17 protein-coding genes are annotated in these 13,989 nt (G+C 72.3%); 10 read left to right on the forward strand and 7 right to left on the reverse strand.

Annotated elements, in window-relative coordinates; genetic code table 11:
• Window positions 1-1,176, reverse strand: coding sequence for an FAD-dependent monooxygenase (locus ACIQWX_RS16310; protein WP_400870814.1), 1,176 nt, complete (start codon window positions 1,174-1,176; stop codon window positions 1-3).
• Window positions 1,177-1,287: 111 nt separating this feature from the next.
• Here ACIQWX_RS16310 and ACIQWX_RS16315 point away from each other — a divergent pair, with 111 nt between their 5' ends.
• Entirely contained in the window at window positions 1,288-1,776 is a 489-nt protein-coding gene (locus ACIQWX_RS16315) for a MarR family winged helix-turn-helix transcriptional regulator (protein ID WP_400870816.1), read from the forward strand.
• A gap of 21 nt (window positions 1,777-1,797) precedes the next feature.
• Here the strand turns inward: ACIQWX_RS16315 and ACIQWX_RS16320 are convergent, their stop codons facing one another.
• Window positions 1,798-2,166 (reverse strand): VOC family protein, encoded by a 369-nt coding sequence (locus ACIQWX_RS16320; protein WP_400870819.1) that lies wholly within the window; start codon window positions 2,164-2,166, stop codon window positions 1,798-1,800.
• 59 nt (window positions 2,167-2,225) lie between these two features.
• On the opposite strand from ACIQWX_RS16320, the gene ACIQWX_RS16325 reads away from it, so the two are divergent.
• The 6 genes from ACIQWX_RS16325 to ACIQWX_RS16350 all read left to right on the forward strand — a co-directional run bounded on the left by ACIQWX_RS16325 (window position 2,226) and on the right by ACIQWX_RS16350 (window position 7,689).
• A complete protein-coding gene (locus ACIQWX_RS16325; protein WP_400870822.1) occupies window positions 2,226-2,666 on the forward strand; it encodes a MarR family winged helix-turn-helix transcriptional regulator in 441 nt (146 codons plus the stop codon).
• A gap of 229 nt (window positions 2,667-2,895) precedes the next feature.
• Window positions 2,896-3,156: an ATP F0F1 synthase subunit C gene (locus tag ACIQWX_RS16330; RefSeq protein WP_400875785.1), complete on the forward strand. Its 261-nt coding sequence runs from the start codon at window positions 2,896-2,898 to the stop codon at window positions 3,154-3,156.
• An 18-nt stretch (window positions 3,157-3,174) separates the two neighbouring features.
• Complete coding sequence (locus tag ACIQWX_RS16335; protein WP_400870825.1) at window positions 3,175-3,519, forward strand: hypothetical protein; 345 nt, start codon at window positions 3,175-3,177, stop codon at window positions 3,517-3,519.
• A gap of 536 nt (window positions 3,520-4,055) precedes the next feature.
• On the forward strand, window positions 4,056-6,035 hold the full coding sequence (locus ACIQWX_RS16340) for a caspase family protein (RefSeq protein ID WP_400870828.1): 1,980 nt from the start codon (window positions 4,056-4,058) through the stop codon (window positions 6,033-6,035).
• Window positions 6,036-6,134: 99 nt separating this feature from the next.
• Window positions 6,135-6,773, forward strand: coding sequence for an HD domain-containing protein (locus ACIQWX_RS16345; RefSeq protein ID WP_400870831.1), 639 nt, complete (start codon window positions 6,135-6,137; stop codon window positions 6,771-6,773).
• Window position 6,774: 1 nt separating this feature from the next.
• A complete protein-coding gene (locus ACIQWX_RS16350; protein WP_400870834.1) occupies window positions 6,775-7,689 on the forward strand; it encodes an NADP-dependent oxidoreductase in 915 nt (304 codons plus the stop codon).
• Here the strand turns inward: ACIQWX_RS16350 and ACIQWX_RS16355 are convergent.
• Window positions 7,667-8,155: a hypothetical protein gene (locus ACIQWX_RS16355; RefSeq protein WP_400870837.1), complete on the reverse strand. Its 489-nt coding sequence runs from the start codon at window positions 8,153-8,155 to the stop codon at window positions 7,667-7,669. The two genes, ACIQWX_RS16350 and ACIQWX_RS16355, sit on opposite strands and share 23 nt — an antisense overlap.
• Before the next feature lie 30 nt (window positions 8,156-8,185).
• Here ACIQWX_RS16355 and ACIQWX_RS16360 point away from each other — a divergent pair, with 30 nt between their 5' ends.
• Window positions 8,186-8,578: a MarR family winged helix-turn-helix transcriptional regulator gene (locus ACIQWX_RS16360; protein WP_400870840.1), complete on the forward strand. Its 393-nt coding sequence runs from the start codon at window positions 8,186-8,188 to the stop codon at window positions 8,576-8,578.
• A 125-nt stretch (window positions 8,579-8,703) separates the two neighbouring features.
• On the opposite strand, the gene ACIQWX_RS16365 is transcribed toward ACIQWX_RS16360, so the two are convergent.
• Genes ACIQWX_RS16365 through ACIQWX_RS16375 form a run of 3 tightly spaced genes read right to left on the reverse strand, consistent with a single transcriptional unit; the run spans window position 8,704 to window position 11,794 of the window.
• Window positions 8,704-10,146, reverse strand: a complete 1,443-nt coding sequence (locus ACIQWX_RS16365; RefSeq protein ID WP_400870843.1) for an alpha/beta hydrolase — start codon at window positions 10,144-10,146, stop codon at window positions 8,704-8,706.
• 28 nt (window positions 10,147-10,174) lie between these two features.
• Complete coding sequence (locus ACIQWX_RS16370; RefSeq protein ID WP_400870846.1) at window positions 10,175-10,894, reverse strand: ABC transporter permease; 720 nt, start codon at window positions 10,892-10,894, stop codon at window positions 10,175-10,177.
• Window positions 10,895-10,909: 15 nt separating this feature from the next.
• Window positions 10,910-11,794, reverse strand: a complete 885-nt coding sequence (locus ACIQWX_RS16375; RefSeq protein ID WP_400870849.1) for an ABC transporter ATP-binding protein — start codon at window positions 11,792-11,794, stop codon at window positions 10,910-10,912.
• A 109-nt stretch (window positions 11,795-11,903) separates the two neighbouring features.
• Between ACIQWX_RS16375 and ACIQWX_RS16380 the strand changes: the two genes are divergently transcribed.
• Both ACIQWX_RS16380 and ACIQWX_RS16385 read left to right on the forward strand, forming a co-directional pair.
• Window positions 11,904-13,049 carry a sensor histidine kinase gene (locus ACIQWX_RS16380; protein ID WP_400870852.1) on the forward strand — a complete coding sequence of 382 codons (1,146 nt, stop codon included), beginning with the start codon at window positions 11,904-11,906 and terminating at the stop codon, window positions 13,047-13,049.
• A complete protein-coding gene (locus ACIQWX_RS16385) occupies window positions 13,046-13,648 on the forward strand; it encodes a response regulator (protein WP_400870855.1) in 603 nt (200 codons plus the stop codon). Before ACIQWX_RS16380 ends, ACIQWX_RS16385 begins: the two co-directional genes overlap by 4 nt.
• Here the strand turns inward: ACIQWX_RS16385 and ACIQWX_RS16390 are convergent.
• A complete protein-coding gene (locus ACIQWX_RS16390; protein WP_400870858.1) occupies window positions 13,645-13,962 on the reverse strand; it encodes an antibiotic biosynthesis monooxygenase family protein in 318 nt (105 codons plus the stop codon). The genes ACIQWX_RS16385 and ACIQWX_RS16390 overlap by 4 nt on opposite strands.
• Window positions 13,963-13,989: the final 27 nt, after the last annotated feature.

Below are 13,989 nucleotides of genomic sequence, written 5' to 3' on the forward strand. Positions count from 1 at the left end.
TCAGGGAAAGTCCGGCAGCGTCAAGGCCGAATGCTCGGGCCGCGGGCTGCCCGACGGCGCCTCCGCCAACCGGCGAAGAGCGACGTTGCGGCGTTCGAGGTCTTCCGCCGTCGCGGGGAAGAGCGTCGACTTGCCCTGCGACACCGTGGCCTGGTTGCGTTCGACGAAGTCCCGCAACCGGCTCTCGTAGGCCGCGAAAGCCGTTGTGTGGTCCGGAATCGTGGCCAAGGCGTGGCCGAGCACGTACGCGCCGACCAGGGCGAGGCTGGTGCCCTGCCCGGTCAGGAACGACGGTGCGTGGGCGGCGTCGCCGACGAGCGCGACCCGGCCGTCCGTCCACTTCGGCAGGTGGATCTGGCTGACGACGTCGAAGAAGAGGTCGTCGGCTTCGCGCATCGCCGCGACCATGCGCGCGGTCTCCCAGCCCTCGCCCGCGAACATCTTGGCGACCAGGTCCCGCTGGGCCGCGGGGTCGCGGAACGCCTCGATCGGCGGGTCCTGCCGCGCGAACACCAGGAAACCGTGGACCTCGTCGTCGTCCAGGACCGAGTAGAGCGCCGCGCCCTTGCCCGGCGTGCTCCACGCGACGCCCTCGCGGTGCAGGCCGAAGGTGTTGGGCATGGTGAACCCGGCGAAGCTGTAGCCGAGGTAGTGGTGGAACTGCTTCTCGTCGCCGAAGACCAGCCCGCGGGTCTGCGAGTGCAGGCCGTCGGCGCCGAACACCAGGTCGTAGGTCTCCTGCCGGCCGCTGCGGAAGGTGACGTCGACGCCGCCCGCGTGCTGCGTCAGCGTTTCGACGCTGTCGCCGAACCGGATGTCGGTGTCGTCGCGGACCAGGTCGTAGAGCGTGCGGGTCAGGTCGCCCCGGCGGACTTCGACGTCTTCGCCGTCGGTGCCGCCGGCGACCGCGTTGGGGTCGAGCGCCGCGATCTCGCTGCCGTCGGCGTCGAGGAAGACCAAGCGCCGGGTGGAGATGTGCAGGTCCCGCAGGCGGGGGAGGATCCCCATCCGCCGGGCGGCGTCCAAGGCCGTCCCGCGGACGTCGATGGGGTAGCCGCCGTCGCGCAGGACCGGTGCCTTTTCGACGACGGTGACCGCGAACCCGGCCCGTCGCAGCCAATAGGCCAGTGCGGGACCGGCGATGCTCGCGCCGGAGATCAGAACCGAACGTGTCATGGGAACCCCCGATAGCTAAGTTAGGTATCTATGTTGCGGGTGCGAGAATGCCGTGGGAACGCTGCGGCATGGCGCAACTATATACCTAACTTAGCTATCTAAGGGAGTGTGATGGCCGACACCGAAGCCGGCGAGGGGCCCGACCTGCGCTCCGTGCTGCCCCGGCTCATGCAGCTGGGCACGCTGATGAACCGCAGCGGCCTGGGGGAGCGGGCGATGAAGCGGGTCGGCGCCGACCTCGACCGACCCGGGTTGTCGATCATCCTCGCCCTGCACATGACCGGGAAGCCGATGCGCGTCGGCGAGATCGCGGACCGGATGCAGGTCGCCGGGCCGCACGTCACGCGCCACCTGCACGTGCTCGAACGGCGCCGCCTCGTGCGCGGCCTGGCGGACCCGGACGACCGGCGCGCCCGGCTGGTCGAGCTGATGCCGGACGGCGCCGACCTGGCCGACCGGTACGTCACCACGCTGCTCGGCTGGTTCGGCGAGGCGTTGTCGGAGTGGTCGGCGAAGGACCGCCGGACGTTCTACGACCTGCTGCTGAGGTTCACCGACGACCTGGCGGCGTTCCTGTCGGCGACGTCCGAAGAGGACTGAACCGCTCGGCGGAAGGCGCGCTCAGCCGCGGTCGTGGAGCGTGACGTGGTAGCCGTCGGGGTCGGCGAAGGTGAACGTCCGGCCGAAGGGTCCGTCGACCGGCGCGGAGACGATGGGGTGCCCGTCGGCGGCGAGGGCGTCGTGGATGTCCTGGACGTCCGTGGCGTGCAGCCAGATCGCGGCACCGATGCCGGGCCGGGCGGCCGAGGCGAAGTCCGTGCCGGGAACGACGTCGCGGAGCGCGAACGCGATCGGCTTCGTCTCGAAGACGACGGCGTGCGGCGGTCCGGCCGGCGAGCGGACGAGGCCGAGGTACTGCTCGTAGAACGCTTGCGAGGCGTCGAGGTCGCGCGCTTGGAGAGAGATGAAGTCGGGTCCGGTGACGGGCATGGCGTTCCTCCTGTTGTGTCAGTCTTCTGACACGGGTCAACCTATGTCAGAATGCTGACATGAGTCAAGACGGTGTCGACCTGGAGACGTCCTTGGGCTACCTGCTGAAGGAGGCGTCCAGTGCTCTCCGGGTGGCCATGGAGGAGGTGCTGCGGCCGCTCGGGATGAGCGTGACGCACTACTCCTGCCTCGAACTGCTGGCGCAACGGCCGGGGTTGTCGAACTCCGAGCTCGCGCGGGGCGCGTTCGTGACCCGGCAAACGATGAACGTGCTGCTGCAAGCCCTGGAGCGGGACGGCTACGTCACGAGGCCCACGGAGGCGCCCGTCGGGAAGGTGCTTCCCACACGGCTCACGCCTCGCGGGCGGCGAAGCCTGGAGAAGGCGACCGCGGCGGTCCGGTCCGTCGAGCGCAGGATGCTGGCCGGCATGACCGAGGCCGAACAGTCGAACGCGTTCCGGAGCCTGCGGAGCATGGTCCGTTCCCTGCGCGACGACTAGTTCCTTTTCCGGCCTCGCCCGCTTCTGCGACGAGTCCGTTCTTCTGATATCCTTGCCGTGTTCGAACCATCGGTTCCGGTGAATTCCCGCCCCGCTGATTCTCCTGTCCGGCGAGTGCCCCCAACCTGACCCAGCCGCCGTTTTCCGGCGCCTTCGCTTGTTCGGTGTGACACCAGAAGCCGCTGCTCCACGCGAGCGTGCGCGTGGGCCGATGTGGAGGGGAATGTTCATGAACAACGCTGTTCCGACGGAAACCGTTCTGGCCCAGACCGCCAACATCAACCCCGGCCTCGCCGCGATCGGCTACGGCTTGGCCGCGATCGGCCCGGGAATCGGCGTGGGGCTGATTTTCGCGGCCGTAATCAATGCTACCGCCCGGCAGCCGGAAATGCGAGGGAAACTGCAGACGATCGGGTACTCGACGTTCGTCCTGAGCGAAGTGCTCGCGTTGATCGGCATCGTCGTGTACTTCATCGCGTCCACGAAGTGAGTTCGCTGCCTGCGCGCGGTGCGCCGCGCGCAGGCAGCGGATTCCGCGGAAGGAGGAGAAGACGGGCAGGCCCTCGAGCAGTTCTACCACTGGCTCCGGCAGGACGTCGACGTCGTGCGGTCGGCGACGATCAGCGCGACGGGGTCGCCGGGCAGTGGCCACATGGGTGCCGTCGAAGTCATCTGCCTGTCGATCGGCTCGCTGACGGGCCTGGCCAACCTCGGTGTCGCGTGGGCGAGCTTCCTCCGTTCCCGGAAGTCCGCGCCGCCGGTCAGGTTCACCGTCGTCGGACCGCTGTCCGACGAGCAGATTGCCATGCTGAAGAGCGCGAACCTCCCGGTGAGCCAGGGCGAAGATGAATGACGCGGCCGGTCCGCGGGCCGGCCTGCCCGATCCGCACGCGTCCCGGGCCGTGCTCGTCGGGGTTTCCGAATACGCGTCGCTCGAAGGGCTTCCCGCGGTCGCGAACAACCTCGGGACCCTGCGCCAGGTCCTCACCGACGCCGACCTCTGGGGACTGCCGGAAGACAACTGCGTCGCGTTGCTGAACCCGGCGTCGGTGGACGAAGTGCTGGAGGTCGTCCACGCGGCGGGCGACCGGTTGTACCGGGCGGTGCGCTACGACGACATCCGCCGCGAGATCGTGGGCACCGCGCGCGCCTGCTACGGCAAGGTGGCGATCCTGGACTGCTGCTACAGCGGCCGCGCGCTGCAGGGCGGCATGGGCGGTTCCGTGGAGCTGGCCGACCACGCCCGGGTGGACGGCACCTACCTGATGACCGCGTCCGCGGAAACGAGCGTGGCACTCGCGCCGGTCGACGAGCGCTACACCGCGTTCACCGGCGCGCTGGTCGACAAGCTGGTGCACGGGCTGCCGGACGGGCCCCGACCTGCTCGACATGGAGACGCTCTTCTACCACGTTCGGGTGGACCTGCAGGCCCGGCACTTCCCGGTGCCCCAGCAGCGGACCCGCAACGACGGCAAGGCGATCGCGCTGGTCCGCAACCGGCACCGCGTCGGACGGCGGGCCGCGCGGGAACCGGCCGTGGACGAGGTGCGCGTGCTGCCGCAGCCGCCCGCCGGTGCGGAAGCCCTGCTCCGGCTGCGTCCGGCGGACCTGCACGCCGAGGTCCGGGCGTTGCGCGAGCGAGGCCGGGAAGAGGTGGCCGAGCAGGTGCTGGCCGCGTCGGCCGCGCTGCGGCCGGACCAGGAGGTCGCGGCGATCATCGCGCTGCTCCACGCGCGGGGAACCGGCGAGGACGCCGCCACCGCGCTCACGGCCGCGGCCCGGCGGCCGCCGGCGGAGGTGCTGCGGATCGTCGACGCGCTGCACGACACCGAGCTGCCCGCCTCGGCGAACCAGCTCGTCCGGGCCGCCGGCCGGTGCCGGTTCGCCGACACCGCGACCCTGGCGGGGCTCCTCCAGGCCGGCGGGCGGACCGCCGAGCTCGTCGAGCTGCTGAACGCCGCGTTCGACGCCGCCCAGGCCCGGGGATCGCTGATCGAACTGGTCAACGCCCTGTGGCTGGGTGGCCTGCGCGAAGAGGTGGACCGGCTGATCGTGCGCGCGGCGGGGCACCTGCCCGGCGCGGACATCGCCGCCCTGGCCGACGAGCTGCGCGAGGTCGGCCGGGAGGAGGTGGCGTTCGGCCTCTACGCCGCCTCGGCCGACGTCGTGGCGACCCGGCCGGTCCGGGGCGTGGCCCAGCTCTGCGGGGCGATGGCCGACGCCGGCCGCGCCGCGGACAGCGCCCGGGTCGCCGACGCCGTCATCGGCCGCGCCCGGGACGTCGATCCACTGCTCGAGGTCATGACGCTCTTCTGGGAGACGCGGCAGGAACCGCACGCCGACCGGGCGATGGCCCGCGCGGCCGAGCTGCTGCCGGACACCGGCATCACCGCCCTCGCCGCCGCCCTGCGCGGGCGCGGCCACGAGGAAGCGGCCTTCCGGCTTTGCTCGCGCGCCGCGCTGTCGCGGTCTTCCCGGTCCGTCCTCGAAATCGTCGCCGCCCTGCGTGAGGAGGGCCGCCCGGTCGACGCGCGGAAGCTCGTCGAGGAGGTCGCCGGGCGGGCGGTGGTGGGCACCGTGGCCGAGCTGCTGCGCGAGTGCGGTGACGGGGACCGGCAGCGGATCTTCCGCGCGACGGTCGACCGCGGGCCCGAGTTCTGCGCCGCCCTGCTGGCCGCGCTCGGTGCCGTCGACCCGGTTCTCGCGCGGCGGTTCACCGATCAGGTCACCGAAACCGTCGCGACGCACCCCGAGCTGGCCGTGGCCGTCATCGACCGCCTCGAGCCGTCGATGAAGGAGCGGATGTTCGCGAGCCTCGTCGACGGTGACGACGTCCCGGCGCTGGTCGACCAGGTCCGCACCCTGCCCGCCGCCGAAGCCAGGACGTTGCTGTTCCTAGCGGTGCAGGCGGGAAAGCCGTCGCTCGCCGACGTCTTCGCCGCGCTGGCGGACGACGGTTCGGTCCCCGAGCACCCGACGGGCCAGCCGGTGGACCGGCTGGGGGCACTGGTCGGCGGGCTGCAGGCCCGCTTCCCGGGGTTCGCCGACGCGGTGCTGGCCGAAGCCGCGGCGGCCGGCCGGGGCGACCACGCGATCGTGCGGGACGTCGTCCACCTGTTCGGATCGGGCGATCCGGCGGCCGGCCGGGCGCTGCTGCGCACGGCGCTGGGTGGCCGGTCGAGCATCGAGCTCAAGAGCATCGTCGCGACCCTGCGCGAGCACGACCAGCCCGAATCGCTGGCCGCCGCGGCCGAATGGGTCCGGGAGACCTACGCCTGGATGGGGTCGAACGCCGACGGCTTCCTCCGCCAGCTGGGGCTGCGCGAGCACTCGAGCCGGAAGGGCTGGCTGTCCCGCCGCCAGTCCTGACCAGAAGTACCGCCGGGTGGGTTACGTTACAAAGGTTGACTGTAATGCAACTGCGGCCTACCTTCGGACGTGGGAGCCGGAGGAGGAAGGGCAACGGTCATGACGGAAACCATCGCGGGAGTCGAAGTCCCGGACACGCCGGCGGTCGCCGAAGCTGTGCGGCTCGTCCGGGAAACCACCAGCCCGCTCATCTACCAGCACTCCCGCCGGGTCTACTTCTTCGCCCGGCTCCACGCCGAACGGCTCGGCGCGGACCCCGATCCCGAACTGCTCTACCTGGCCGCCCTGTTCCACGACACCGGTCTCGCGGCGCCGTTCTCCGACGTCGTCCAGCGCTTCGAGCTCGACGGGGCCGACCACGGGCGGCGGTTCCTGCTGGAGCACGGCTTCTCCGCCGCGGCCGCGGACACCGTGTGGACGGCGATCGCGCTGCACACCACGCCCGGGATTCCCGGCCGGATGGGCCCGGAGATCGCCGCGACGCACTTCGGCGTGCTGACCGACGTCGTCGGGTTCGGGCTCGGCGAACTGGACGCCGGCCGGCTGGCGGAGATCGTCGCCGCGCACCCGCGGGGCGACTTCAAGCACGAGTTCCTGACCGCCTACTTCGAGGGGCAGAAGGACCGCCCGGAGACCACCAACGGCACCGTCAACGCCGACGTCCTCGAGCACTTCCTCCCCGGCTTCCAGCGCACGACGACCGTCGAGCGCGTCCTCCGCTCCGCTTGGGAGAGCTGACATGCGTGCCATCACCGCGAGCGACCGGGAAGCGGGTGTCGGCGGGCTCGCCCTGACCGAGCTGCCCCACCCGCACGCCGCCGAGAACGACGTCGTCGTCCGGGTCCACGCCGCCGGGTTCACACCCGGCGAGCTGACCTGGCCGGCCACCTGGACCGACCGCGCCGGCCACGACCGCGCGCCCAGCGTGCCCGGGCACGAGCTGTCCGGCGTCGTCACCGAACTGGGCTACGGGACGACCGGCCTGACCGTCGGCCAGCGCGTGTTCGGGTTCGCCGACTGGGCGCGCGACGGCTCGCTGGCCGAGTACACGGCCGTGGAGGCGCGCAACCTCGCGCCGCTGCCCGCCGACCTCGACCACACCGTCGCCGCGGCGCTGCCGATCTCGGGACTGACCGCGTGGCAAGGGCTGTTCGACCACGCCGGGCTCGCCACCGGCCAGACGGTGCTCGTCCACGGCGCCGCCGGCGGCGTGGGATCGCTCGCCGTCCAGCTCGCCCGCGAGGCCGGTGCCCGGGTGGTCGGCACCGGCCGGGCCCGCGACCGCGACCTCGTGCTCGGCCTGGGCGCCGACGCCTACGTGGACCTGGCCGCCGACCAGTGGGAAGAGCCCGTCGACGTGGTCTTCGACGTCCTCGGCGGCGAAGTCCTCGCGCGGTCGGCGGCGCTGGTCCGCCCCGGCGGCACCCTCGTGACGATCGCCGAGCCGCCCACGGTGTGGCCGGAGCACGGGCGCGCGGTGTTCTTCGTGGTCGAGCCGGACCGCGTGCGGCTCGCGGAGCTGGCCCAGCGGGTGCGGGACGGCCGGTTGAAGCCCCTCGTCGGCGAGGTGCGCCCGCTCGCCGAGGCGGCGGAGGCGTTCTCCCAGCGCCGGCGGGGGCCGGGCAAGACCATCATCCGCGTGGCGACGGACTGACGAGCCGCGCGTCCGGCACCAGGAAGACCTGCCGGACCAAGCCGACGCACCAGAGGAACGTCAGCGCGATCACCGTCGGGTTCTTCACGAACAGCAGGACCGCCGGGTACGTCTGCCGGGCGGACTCCGGCAGCAGCGCGGACACGACGTGTTCGACCAGGATCTCGAACACGGCGAACGCCGCGCCGAGGAACGCGGCTTGCCACAGCAGGCTGCGCCAGTGTCCGCGCGCGAACGCGCGGCCGGCGCTCCAGCGCGGCGTCCGGCCGCTCATGGCGATCCGCCAGGCCAGTGCGACCAGGGCGATCCGCGCGCCCAGCACCACGGCTTCGGAGGCGAGAGCGAGTCCGTGGGGGATTTCGCGCGTCCACTCGACGACGACCAGCCGCTGCACCGACGCCACCGCGGACAGTCCCAGGACCGGCCCGAGGTGGGCGGTGTAGCAGCGCCACGCCCATCTCGGCACTTCGAGGGCTCGCTTCAGCTGAGCACCGCGGTGGTCGCGTTCCACGAGGCGGTGGGGGCGCGGCTGGGCGTGACGGCGGTCGACCAGCGCGCGCTGGCGGTGATCGCGGGTGCCGGCTCCCTGTCGGCCGGGGAGCTGGCCAGGGAAATCGGGCTGACCCCGGGCGCGGTGACGGGGGTGGTGGACCGGCTGGAGCGGGCCGGCCTGGTGCGCCGATCGCCGGATCCGGAGGACCGCCGGCGGCTGGTGATCACCGCGGTGCCGAAGGCGTTCGGCGAGGTGTTCGCGGGGCTCGACCGGGCGATGGCGAAGCTGACGGACCGCTATTCACCGGCCGAGCAGGCGGTGATCGCCGACTGGGTCACGCGGACGATCGACGTCCTGCGCGAGCAGACCCGCTCACTTGGCGGCGCCAAGCGGTAAAGCGGGCGCGGGCCGGGTGGCGCACACCCGTCATCGGCGGCCGATCCCGTGCGAAGCGGTGGCCGACGCGAGGACGGGCGGTGCGGCGAGCCCTCCCGCTCGCCGCGCCGCCCCCACCCCCCCGGTCAGGCGGTCTCCGCTGCGCAAGCCAGGTCGTGCGCCGGCCGCTGCCCGGACACCAGGAACCCCGTCACCGCGGTGGCCCCGCACCGGTTCGGCGTGAACGGGTAGACCCCGTGCCCACCCTGGTCGACCGTCACCATCCGGGCGCGGTCGCCGAACGCCGCGCGCAGCTCGCGCGCACCCGCCAGCGGCGTCCCCGGGTCACGCTCGTTCTGCACCAGCAGCACGTTCGACGGCCCCCGGCCGGTGATCCGCACCTTCGGCTCCACCGGCGCCGCCGGCCAGAACGCGCACGCCGCGATGTTCGCCGTCGCCGCGCCGATCAGCGGGTAGCGGATCCGGTCCACCGCGACGTCCACCTGGTAGCCCGCCACCGACCGCGGCCACGCCGAGTCCCCGCACAGCACGGCGAACCGGGCCGCGAACAGGTTCTCCACGGACGACGTCAGCGAGCCGCCCGGCGGCTTCGGTGCCCGGCCCTGGTCCAGTGCCTGCCAGTCCTCGGCCAGCGGGGTCAGGTCGATGGAGTACAGCCCTTCGAACGTCAGGCCCCGGAACGTCGATCCCGTGACCCCCTCGACCGGCTTCTTGTCCAGCCGCGCCGCCAGCTCGTGGTACTTCGCCGTCACCTGCGCCGGCGTCGTGCCGAGCCCGTACTGCGGGTGCGCCGCGGCGAACTTCGCGAAGTCCGGGAAGCGGTCCTCCATGCCCCGGCCGAACCGGCGCATCGCGTCGATGTCGTACCCGCCCGGCCCGAGGTTGCTGTCCAGGACGATCCGGTCGCTGCGCTCGGGGAACATCGTCGTGTACACCGCGCCCAGGTACGTCCCGTAGGACGCACCGAGGTAGGACACCGCGGGCTCGCCGAGCGCCTGGCGGATGCGGTCCATGTCCCGCGCGGTGTTCGCCGTCGTGATGTACGGCAGCATCGAGCCCGTCGAGGCGGCCGCGCACTGCCTCGCCTCCGCCTTCGCGACCGCCGCCTGCTTCACGACGTCGGCCGGGCCGTTCGCGTAGGGCAGGTTCCCGATCGCCAGCTGCTCCGGCGTCAGGTCGCACGTCACCGGCGCGCTGCGCCCGACGCCGCGCGGGTCGAAGCCGATGATGTCGTAGCTGTCGAGGACGTCCTGCGGCAGCTTCACGAGCTTCAGCAGCTGCGGGTAGTCCAGGCCTTCACCGCCGGGCCCGCCCGGGTTCGTCAGCAGCACACCGCGCCGCTTCTCCGGGTTCTTGCTCGGCAGCCGCGACACCGCGACGTCGATCTTCCGGCCGTCCGGGTTCCGGTAGTCCAGCGGCACCCGCAGCGTCGTGCACTGCAGGTCCGGCGTCGGGAACGCCCCGGCCGGGCACGGGCCCCAGGACAGCGTCCCGGGTTCGGCGGACGCCGCCGGCACCACCACCGTGCTCAGCACGGTGACGGCGGCGGCGAGCAGGATCTTGCGCATCTGTCGTTCCTTTCTCGGTGAGCCGCGGTCAGCGGCGCGGTTCCCAGCGGAAGAGCCGCTTGGCCAGCACGACGGCCACGACGACCCACGCGAGCGTCGGTCCGAAGAGGACCAGCGAGTCGGTGAACGGCTTGCCGCCGTTCCAGGCGTTCAGCACCAGCTCGGTCGCCGACCCGCCGGGCAGCAGCCGCTTGAGCAGCGTGAGCTCGCCGGTGCCGCTCACCCCGACCCAGCCGGCCACGGCGATCACGCCGAGGCTGACCGGCAGCGTCGTGACCTGCGCGTGCTCGGGCGAGTTCGTCAGCCCGGCCGTCGCCAGCCCGAGGGCGAGCATCATGACCACCGTTGCGACGACGGCCGCCACCAGCAGCACCGGGTCCGCCGGCGCCCCGGCGACCGCGGCCAGCGCGCCGAGGATGACGGCGATCTGGGCCACCGACAGCACGGTGATCGGCAGCAGCAGGCCGCCGAGGATGCCGGTGTCGGGGGCCGCGGTGGAGCGCAGGCGCTTGAGGAACAGGTTCTGGCGGCGGGAGGCCAGAGTCGTCACCGACGTCGTGTACAGCCCGATGCCCGCGACGAAGAACAGCGCGAGCGTCGCGATGTAGCCGAGGCTGCCCGCTCCGGTGAACAGGTCGTGCCGGAACACGAAGAACGCGCTGAGCCCCGCCGGCAGCACGAGGGCGGTGACCAGCACGAGGCGGTTGCGGAAGATCTGGATCAGCTCTCCGCGAGCGATCGTCCACATGGGATTGTCCTCTTCTCAGGAGTTTTCGATGGCGCGGAAGACGTCGTCGAGGCGGGTCGGGCCGGCCTGGAGGTCGCGCAGCTCCACGGCGTGGTCCTGCGCCCAGCCGAGCAGCGTGTGCAGGTCCTTCTGGAGGCCGAAGGTCTCGACGAGGAACCGGCCGTCCGATTGGCGGGTGGCGTGCAGCGGCGGCGCGGGCGCGCGCGGCGGCAGGCCGAAGTGGATGGTCGCGGGCAGGGTGCGCGTCAGCTCCGCGACGGTCCCTTCGCGGTGGAACGCGCCCTGGTGCATCAGCCCGATGCGGTCGGCGCGTTGCTGGGCCTCTTCGAGGTAGTGGGTGGTGAGGACGACGGTCGAGCCGTCCTCGCGCAGCCGGTCGACCGCGTCCCACAGCGCGTCGCGCGACTGGATGTCGAGGCCGGTGGTGGGCTCGTCGAGGAAGACCAGCTCGGGCGTGCCGAATACGGCGGTGGCGAAGTCGAGCCGCCGCTTCTCGCCGCCGGAGAGCTGCCCGACCTTGGTCGTGGCCTTGGGGCTGAGCCCGACGACGCCGAGTACGCGCCCGACGTCGTCGGTGCGTTCGGTGAGCCGCCCGATCAGCCGGACGGTCTCCCGTACGGTCAGGTCGGGCGAGAACCCGCTTTCCTGCAGCATGATCCCCATCCGCGGCCGGACGGCGGCGCGGTCGCGCGGGTCCTTCCCGAAGACGCGCACGGCTCCCGAGGTCGGCGCGCGGTGGCCTTCGACGGTCTCCAGCGTCGAGGTCTTGCCGGCGCCGTTCGTGCCGAGCAGCGCGTACAGCTCCCCGCGTTCCACTTGGAACGAAAGGTCCTTCACGGCGGGGAAGCCGCCGTAGGTGAGGGTGAGGCGGTCGACGTCGATGACGGGTGTCGTGGACATGCCCTGAATTCCAGCCGGATCGGCGCGCGCCCGGCAGTGTGGCGGCGTCACCCCGACACATGACGTGGTGTCACTGGTGCGGCCCGCCGGGGCCGATACGCTCGAACCCGTGGAGGTGCCGACGATCGCGCGCAGGAGCACCTGGACCGGCGGGGCGGTCCAGGAACGGCTGCGCCGGCTCAACCTGATCACGACGGTCCCGCCGCTGGCGATCGTCGGTGTGCTGCTGCTCCTGCTGAACGCCCGGACCTGGTGGCACGTCGCCATCCAGGTCGTCGGGCTGGTCGCGGCGCTGGCGACCGCCGAACGCTGGACGGCGGGGGACTACCTGCGCGTCGCGCGGCCGGCCTTCGCCGTCTCGGCGGTGGTCTGGCTGGCCGGGGCGCTGACCGACGACCCCTCCGCGTTCTTCGGCCTGTCCGTCGTGGGGTCGTTCCTCGTCCCGCCGCTGCCGCGCCACCGGCTCGCGGCGCTGGCCGGGTTCACCGCGCTGGTCGCCGTCCTGGGCGCGACGAACGTGCTCGTGCACGACGACCACCTCGTGTCCCGGCTGGTCCAGTACGCCGCCGTCCCCGCGGTCGCCGGGCTGGTCTCGACCGGGTTCATGTTCGTCAGCCAGCGGTTCTTCGACCTGATCGCCGAGCTGGAGCAGTCGCGCGAGCGGGAGGCGGAGCTGGCCGTGACCCGCGAACGCGTGCGCTTCGCCGGCGACCTGCACGACATCCAGGGCCACACGCTGCACGTGGTGAAGCTCAAGGTCGCGCTGGCCGAGAAGCTGCTGGACAGCGACGTCGACCGGGCGCGCGCGGAACTGGCGGAGGTGCGCAGCCTGGTGGGCGACACGATCGTGCAGACCAAGGAGCTCGCCCACGCCCAGCGGCGGCTGAACCTGTCCGCCGAGCTGGAGAACGCGAAGAACCTGTTCGAAGCGGCGGGCATCCACGTGCGCGTCGAGCGCGAGTCCGAAGTGGACGCCCGGGCGGGCGAGCTGCTCGGCCTGGTCCTGCGCGAGACGACGACCAACATCCTGCGCCACGCCCAGGCGCGCCAGGTGCGGATCGCGCTGTCGTGGTCGGGCATCGAGATCGTCAACGACGGCGTGGCCGAGGACGGCGAGCCCGAGCTGAGCGGGCTTTCCGCGTTGCGCGAGCGGCTGGCCGAGCACGGCGGTGAGCTGCGGGTGTCGCGCACGGACGGCCGCTTCTTGACGGCGGCGGCGTTCCCCGCGTGGCAGAACCGGGAGGACCGCCGATGACCACCGTGGTGCTGGCCGACGACGAAGCCCTGCTGCGCAAGGCATTGGCGGCGCTGCTGCCGCTCGAGGGCGAGATCACCGTGCTTGCCGAGGCCGAGGACGGCGAGCAGGCGGTGGCCGCGACGCTGCGGCACCAGCCGGACGTGCTGGTCATCGACCTCGAAATGCCCACTGTGGACGGTCTGGGCGCGGTGGCCGAGATCCGCCGCGCCCGGCCGGAGCAGGTGATCCTGATGCTGACCCGGCACGCCCGGCCGGGGGTGCTGCGGAAGGCGCTGAAGCTGGGCGTGCAGGGGTTCGTGAGCAAGGCGGCGGAGCCGGCGCACATCACGGAAGTGATCCGGACGCTGCACGCGGGCAAGCGCTGGATCGACCCGGACGTCTCGGCACTGGCGGTCGTGGACGACTGCCCGCTGACCGACCGCGAGATCGACGTCCTGCGCGCGACGCGGGAGGGGTTTTCGGTGGCGGAGATCGCGGGCCGGCTGCACTTGGCCGAGGGCACGGTCCGCAACTACCTGTCCAACGCGATGCAGAAGACCCAGACCCGCACCCGCCACGAAGCGGCCCGCTACGCCCGCGAACACGACTGGCTCTAGGCGCCCTTCACCTCGACGACCCGGTACGGCTCGGGCCCCGCGGAGAACCGGCGGATCGCGATCCGGGTGGCCTTGATCGCGGTGTTCTCCGCGGTCGCGGCGTCGAGCGCGGCCCGGCTCGCCCAGTGCGTGAAGTTGGTGACCTGCCTGCCGTCTTCGCTGCACAGCAGGTGCATCGACAGCAGCCCTGGCACGCCGGCCGGGTCGCCGGCGTTCCGGATGCACTCGACCAGCGGCTGCTGGTTCTCCGGGCTGACCCGGAAGACGTTGACGGCGAACACATCCGGCCGCTCGGCCGAGGGGACGATGAGCACAGCGGGCCTCCTCCTGACGTGGTTTTC

Source organism: Amycolatopsis sp. NPDC098790, assembly GCF_044759945.1.
GTDB lineage: Bacteria > Actinomycetota > Actinomycetes > Mycobacteriales > Pseudonocardiaceae > Amycolatopsis.